Below are 6,686 nucleotides of genomic sequence, written 5' to 3'. Positions count from 1 at the left end.
TTTTCTTTGAGGTCTTTTCCGATGAATTTGGCTTCTTCAATATCTCCTTTTTCCAGTTCCTCATTCATCTCATCTACCAGTTCACCACTCACTTCTGAAAAGTTATTCACAAAGTTCAGCGGGTTTTGAATTTCATGGGCGATGCCTGCGGTAAGCTCTCCAAGAGATGCCATCTTCTCGGATTGGATAAGTTGGGCTTGGGTGGATTTGAGATCGGCATAGGCTTTTTCGATTTCTTTGGCTTGGGCAAGTTCCCGGTCTCTTACCTTGTCTCTTTCTTTTTTGGCTACTCTTCGGCTTTGCTCTTGGATAATTGCATAGGAAAGAATGACGAACAAACTAAAGTAGATAACATAGGCCCACCAGGTTTGGTACCATGGAGGCAATACTTTTATCGAAATCTGGAGCGGGTTTTCATTCCAGATTCCATCCAGGTTGCCAGACTTTAATTCAAGAATGTAATCCCCTGCGGGTAAATTGGTGAAAACTGCATTTCCGTTTCCTCCTGCATCCTGCCAGTTGTCATCAAAATTCAGCAAGCGATATTGGGTATTGTTTTTTCCACTGCCTCCAAAGTGGATAGAAGCAAAATTGATAGAAAGTGTGGTGATTCCCGGAGGGATTAATAAAGAAGTTAAGGTATGGTTGGGTTTTCTATCTAAAGAATCCAAAAATGATTGGTAGCTTTTTCCGTCAAGAGTAATTCCCCGAATAATGATTTTTGGAGGGTAGGGATTGGTTTTAATTTCTTTGGGATCAAAGACATTCATTCCTCCGCTTCCAGAAAAGTAAATTTTACCTGATGCCCCCCGATTGTTTATTTTAGTATTGAAAAGATTGGATTGAAGACCCCGTTCTGAACCAAATCGAACAGTCTTGCCCGTTTCAGGATGGTATTGGAAAATACCCTCTGAGCTGGCAAAATATACATTACCCTGATCGTCATCACTAAAAGCTCTGATTTCCAAATCCGGATAGCCAAATTCTTCATAGGTCAGCCAAAATTTCAGCCCATCGTATTCCTCACTGGAAAAACCAAACCCATCAATTGAGGCAATCCATATCCTACCTTTCATATCTAGATAAGGCCACGCTAAAATATACCCCAAACCCCGCCCGAATAATTTACCCTTTTTGATAATAGCTTTGGTTTTAGAATCGAGCAATAGCCAGGAGTTTCGCGATGCTTCATCCTGAATTAAGACATTATCTCTGGAATCAATCAAAACTCCTTTGAATCGGGTACCAGAGGTATCTTTGACCACATGATCAAAAATCTCGGTTTCCGGATCAAAAAAATCCACGCCTCCGTTATGATTGATCCAAAGCTTATCCTGGGAATCTTTTAGAATCCCAAATACCCAGTTTTGACCAAGAGTGCTAATTTCCTCAGGGTCATTTCGGTATCGGGTAATCAGCCTGGTTTTTGGATCTATTCGGTTTAGTCCTCCATTTCCCTCCCCCGGAGAACCCGTTCCTACCCAAAGTACTGAATCAGCGGTCTGGGTAATTCCCCATGGATAGGGGTGGGTAAGTTCCTTTCCTATTGATTTTCCGGGAAACCGTATTATACTTGCTCTCTCGGCTAAGTCAGTCCGAGTATCTCCCACTCGGTGAAGTATTGTCCTTCTATCGGAAGAGAAATGAATCAAAGACTTTACATTGCTGATCCGCTGACCTACCCAAAACGAACCATCTGACAATTCATAAGAAGACAAAATATCTGGGATCACCTTTCCTTTTTCATCCCTCAAAAGCCCAAAATCCGACTGATAGGTATTTAAAAGACTGATGCCATAGGCGAATTTGGGGATCCAAAGAACTCCTTGGCCATCCAGAAAAAATCTGCATCCATGATCGCTGGACATAGGGAGCAATTCTTTTTTTGTATTGGTACCGGAATGGATGGTTAGGGATTCTCCCGTTTCAAGATTTATTCGGGAAATTGCATTTATTTGATTGAGCCAAAGGTCATTCCCAATGAGTAGGTGAGACCCACCATTTTCAAAGCCCTTCTCTTTAAGTATTTCAGGTTCGCTTACTTTTTTAAATGTCCAAGGTTTGGAATGGGATTCCCGAGTTGCCAGTCCATTTCGGTTTACCAATGCGGTACCTGATTTCCCAAAAGGAAGAATTATAGTGGGATAAGAAATATAAAAAGATAATTTATTTGAGGTATTTTCATCCAGAGGGAATTCTTCATAGCTAAATTTTCCATCAGGATGTCTTGTTCCAATTTTTAGTTTTCTATTCTCAGAAAGAGAAAGAATAAAATTAATTCTTCCGTCCTCTCCGATATTGAGTTCCCAAACCTCTCCGTCTTCCTGTCCGGGCTCGAGCACAAATTTTTTACTTTCCGGATCCAGTTTCATGATGCCTTGGGAAGTAGCTGCGAATACTTCTCCATGCATTCCCAAAAGAACTTGGATGTAGCGTCTATCAGGATCCACATCCCAATAGGAAATCAGGCTGTCTCGGTTGGAATCATAATAAATCAGATTTCCAGTTTGGGCTTCGATCCAGACGCCCCCTTTATCATCTGCTTCTACATATCGGCCTTCATAGTAAATCTTTATATAGTTTTTCCCATCAAATTGATAAACTCCATCCCAAGTACCCAAGTAAATAAAACCATAGGTATCTTGAGTGACATCCGTAACCGAAGTGCTCGGCAACCCATCGTCGGAAGTGATGTTGTTGAAAATATAATTTTGGGCTTTTGCAAAAAAAGTTGATCCAAGGAGAAAAAGCGTGGTTAAACCTACAAGGAACTTCTTTTTTAAAAGTTTGGTATATGTGTTTTCTTTATTCATTCGATGTAATTTTCTTTTCTTCTTCGATCAATTCCAGGATATATTTTAATCTACCCCTAAATATTCGGTCTTTATATCCAGCTTCTAAAAGACTTTTATGGATAATATTATTGAGAAGATAATGAATTTCAGAATCACTTGACATACCCGACAGGTCAAAATGTAATCCGGCATAAGCTTTGGATTCATTATCCGAGATGTTGACCGTGCCAAATTCAGGATCCATATACCTCAGAATTCGTTCTGCGTAGGATTGGATCACGTCACTGTTTTTGTCCTCTATACGAAAGTTATATTCTAAAAAAGTCTGGTAACTGGACAGGACTCGTTTAAGCTCTTTGTTTGAAATCAGGCTTAGTGTTCCAGAGGATTTCATTTCGTCATAGGTGGGTTGGGTAGGATTAAAGTAGTGGACAAAGCCAGCCCTTTCCAAGGCAAAAACGGTAGGAATACTATCTACCTTATCGGGCAAAGAATCCAAAAGAGAAAGGATTTGACGGGCATAATCTTCCCGATCATTCAGAAAACCAATTATTATATCAAGACGATTCAGGTTTTCTTCAAAATCCTGTTGAAGGTTTTCCAAAAGGACTGCTTTCTGTTTTTTAAGTTTCCGGCTTTCATTCCAGTTGTTGACCTGAAGCGCAATCAGGATCCCGATCACCACGAGAATTATCTCCCCGACCGCATAGGCCAAATATCGAGTTATCCGATTTTGAGAGAGGAGTTTTTGGCGGATATTGCGGAAGAGGCTAATCATGGTTTTCTTTTTCGAGGATGGCAAGAGTGCTATTGGTTATTGATTCCAAATCGTTTAGCCATAGGATCTGGGTAAAGATGTTATTGTAATTTCGATGAATCAACCGATAAGTATCAGGTAATTTGAGGTATGGGACCAACTCCTTGTCATCCAAAATGAGTTGGGGATGTTCGGGGAATTCTTCTCCTTCAAATACCAATGGATTCAAGGTTTTGAATAAAGAAAATCTAACCATCAATTCATTTCCATCCTCGGTAAATACCACATTGGTTAGTAGCCGTGATTCTTGAAAAAGCAGTAAAGAAGTTTCGTAGTCAGTCAAAGCCTTACTTTCTTCCTCATTCAGCAAATTGAATTTTCCAGACTCTTTACTGGAGGTCAGTCGTGAAGATTTGATCGTAGTGGTAAATATCGGCAGCATTTCAAAAGCATATTTCCGAGTCGAATCGATCGGGAGGCCCGAATCAATACCACTTGCAATTTTCAGGATTTGGATATTCTTCTTCCGGCAATTTTCGAGGTAGTCAACCTTCAAATTGAATTCTGCCAAATTTTCTTTGAGCTCTTCCTTTAACAGACCAACCAGTATAGACTTTTCCTTCTTTTCTATCCGTTGCTGGTTTGCGGTATTGATCTGCAGGGCGATTAAAATCCCTATCGTTACCAAGATAATTTCACCCATCGCATAGGCCAAATATCGGGTGACCCGATTTTGGGAGAGGAGTTTTTGGCGGATTTTTCTAAAAAAAGAGATCATAGACTAATAGGCTTTAAATTTTATATCGGGAACTCCAGACTTATAGCCTTGAAAGCCAGTTATTTTCCCTGACTGGTCCCTAAGAATTTTTATGGTAGTTCTTTTATCCGAAGAAAACTGAAGAGAATCAGGACTAAGCTCCATAAGGATCATAGATTTATAATAAAAACCTTGCTGAGAAAGGTTTTCCCAAAGTATTAAATTGTATTGTTGATCTATTTTGTAGTCAAAGGTTTCTCCATTGTCCCCAATGCTGCGGAAGTTTGCCTCATAGTTTAGACTTGGCTGGGTATTAAAAGGGAAAATCTCCTTGATCTGAGATGGCAATTCGGTAGTATCTCCAAGTAGATATCGGATTACCATGTAGTTCAACGCTGATTTGTCCTTTACCCGAGAGGCGTAAGCATGGTAGACTTCCAAATTTCTATGATAAAAGGCAATCTTTTGTTTGTGTATGGGATCTTGAAGAAAATACTTAATCGCTTGCTCATTGGGCTTTTTTAGAGCCAGATCCACTATCCAAGGCTTATTTTCATGTAAATAGGTAGCATAAGCATAGGTCGTTTGCCTCAAGTCTTCCTGCGCTTGGTCTAAAAAACTATGATCTTCTACATAGAGAGAATTTAACATGGAAAGAATGCCTCGATTCTCTTCTTGAATTTTTTCTTTTTGTTGGATCAATTGTTGGTAGGATCTATCGCTCAGTTCCAAGGGATAATCTATGGTGCCCAAAGACCAAAGAGCCTGTAACTCGGGATTTTCGAAATCTTCATCCATAAGCTCTTCCCGAATGGTTTTGAGACTTAAGGTATCCATTTCTTCGGCCCATTTTACAGCAAGCCCAAACTCAACCAAATCATTTAATAGGTCTTGTTGTATTTCTTTCAGAATAACCCCAATGAACTGTTGGTTTTTTCGGTTTTCATTCCAGGTGTTCACCTGTAATGCCAAAAGGATTCCAACCATGACCAAGGCGATTTCGCCCACAGCATAAGCAAGGTATCGAGTGATTCGATTTTGTTGAAGGAGTTTTTGGCGGATTTTTCGGAATAGGGTGATCATAATGAAGTTTCAATTTCTTTTTGAATAAACGCATTTAGCTCACTTGCTTGATTTTGAAGACTTCTGGAAAATGAGCTTTTGGATTTCCAGTGAAAGGCATACCTGGACAAGGTGTTAATTACGACTTGATCTTGACGGATTTTTGAAAAATCATAGCTAAACGCATTTTCGGTTACACTACCACCTTGCTCAAACTTTAAATAAGGGTCCATGAAAGTAGTTTGGTTGACCTTTTCATTTAAATCCTCATAAATAGTGCTGACTAGCTTTTGCTGGGTGATGTATTTGCTCAGCTCTTCCCGTAACTCGAGATTATAAATCAAACCCAACTGTCCTGAGCTTTTCATTTCCTCATAGGTGGATAGTTCTGGTAGGTGTCGGGAAAGTCTAAAATAATTCCCAAATGCAAAGTCCAACACTCTTTTGGATGAATCGTTGAATTGGCCTGACTCCAGTATTTCCACCGCTTCGTCCAATTGATTAGCTACCAGATTGGAATATTCTTCAATACCTGCAAGGAACCTAATAATCTGATCCAAGTCATTACTTAAGCGCTGATGGAATTCATTCGATTTTCTCTTTTCCACTCGTTCCTGGTTCCAGTTGTTTACCTGTAAGGCAATCAGAATTCCAATTACAACCAAGAAAATTTCTCCAAAAGCATAAATCAGGTACCGGGTCACACGGTTCTCTTGAAGGAGTTTCTGTCTGATTTTTCTCAAAAGGCTAATCATTGGCTAACTCCTTTCTGATGAGTGCCAAGGTTTCATTGCAATTTTGCTGTGTGGCAGTTATGGCTTCTAATTGAGTCACCAGAAAGTTCATAAATGTTTGATTCACATAAAACGGGTCTTCCAAAAGTTGGTCAATCTCCTCCTGAGTGAGTTGGTTGATATTTTTTACTTTTTGACTGACATAATTTACCACTGCTTGGCCTTTTTCCTGACCTATTTTCAATTTCAAAATCAAGTCATCGTAAGTATTGTACAATCCGACTATTCTTCGTCTCAATAAAGAATTGGAGATTAAACCCAAACCATTTCCGCTGGTTAATTCGTCCATTGAAGTCGAATTAGGAATAAAGTCCACCAAAATATTGTACTGACTTTTGAAATTAGAATTCAATGAATCTCGATTACTTTGCTTTCCATAAATCTGATTTGAAAAAACTTGTTTGTAGAGGACTGCTGTTTGAAGCGTATTGTGAAGTTCCTGAAGTCTGATGGAATCCGCCCTCAAGTCCTCTTGAAGATTAGTAAAAAAAGTTTTTTCCCTTTTTTGATTTTTGACCTCT

General features: G+C 39.5%; 6 protein-coding genes. All 6 read right to left on the bottom strand.

Annotation, left to right across the window (positions count from 1 at the left end):
- Positions 1–2,813 (bottom strand): ligand-binding sensor domain-containing protein (locus ACZFYI_RS13225; protein ID WP_462524602.1); only part of this gene is annotated, 2,813 nt, incomplete at its 3' end.
- Positions 2,806–3,573, bottom strand: a complete 768-nt coding sequence (locus ACZFYI_RS13220; protein ID WP_462524601.1) for a DUF6090 family protein — start codon at positions 3,571–3,573, stop codon at positions 2,806–2,808. The genes ACZFYI_RS13220 and ACZFYI_RS13225, both read right to left, overlap by 8 nt.
- Entirely contained in the window at positions 3,566–4,330 is a 765-nt protein-coding gene (locus ACZFYI_RS13215; protein WP_462524600.1) for a hypothetical protein, read from the bottom strand. The genes ACZFYI_RS13220 and ACZFYI_RS13215 overlap by 8 nt, the downstream gene beginning before the upstream one ends.
- A 3-nt stretch (positions 4,331–4,333) precedes the next feature.
- Positions 4,334–5,392, bottom strand: coding sequence for a DUF6090 family protein (locus tag ACZFYI_RS13210; RefSeq protein WP_462524599.1), 1,059 nt, complete (start codon positions 5,390–5,392; stop codon positions 4,334–4,336).
- The gene (locus ACZFYI_RS13205) at positions 5,389–6,114 is read right to left on the bottom strand and encodes a DUF6090 family protein (protein WP_462524598.1); all 726 of its coding nucleotides are present in this window, start codon (positions 6,112–6,114) and stop codon (positions 5,389–5,391) included. The genes ACZFYI_RS13210 and ACZFYI_RS13205 overlap by 4 nt, the downstream gene beginning before the upstream one ends.
- A gap of 4 nt (positions 6,115–6,118) precedes the next feature.
- The coding region (locus ACZFYI_RS13200) for a hypothetical protein (RefSeq protein WP_462524597.1) at positions 6,119–6,686 on the bottom strand (568 nt) is incomplete at its 5' end.

The organism is Aquiflexum sp. (assembly GCF_977115555.1).
This window is presented reverse-complemented; position numbering and strand designations above follow the sequence as displayed.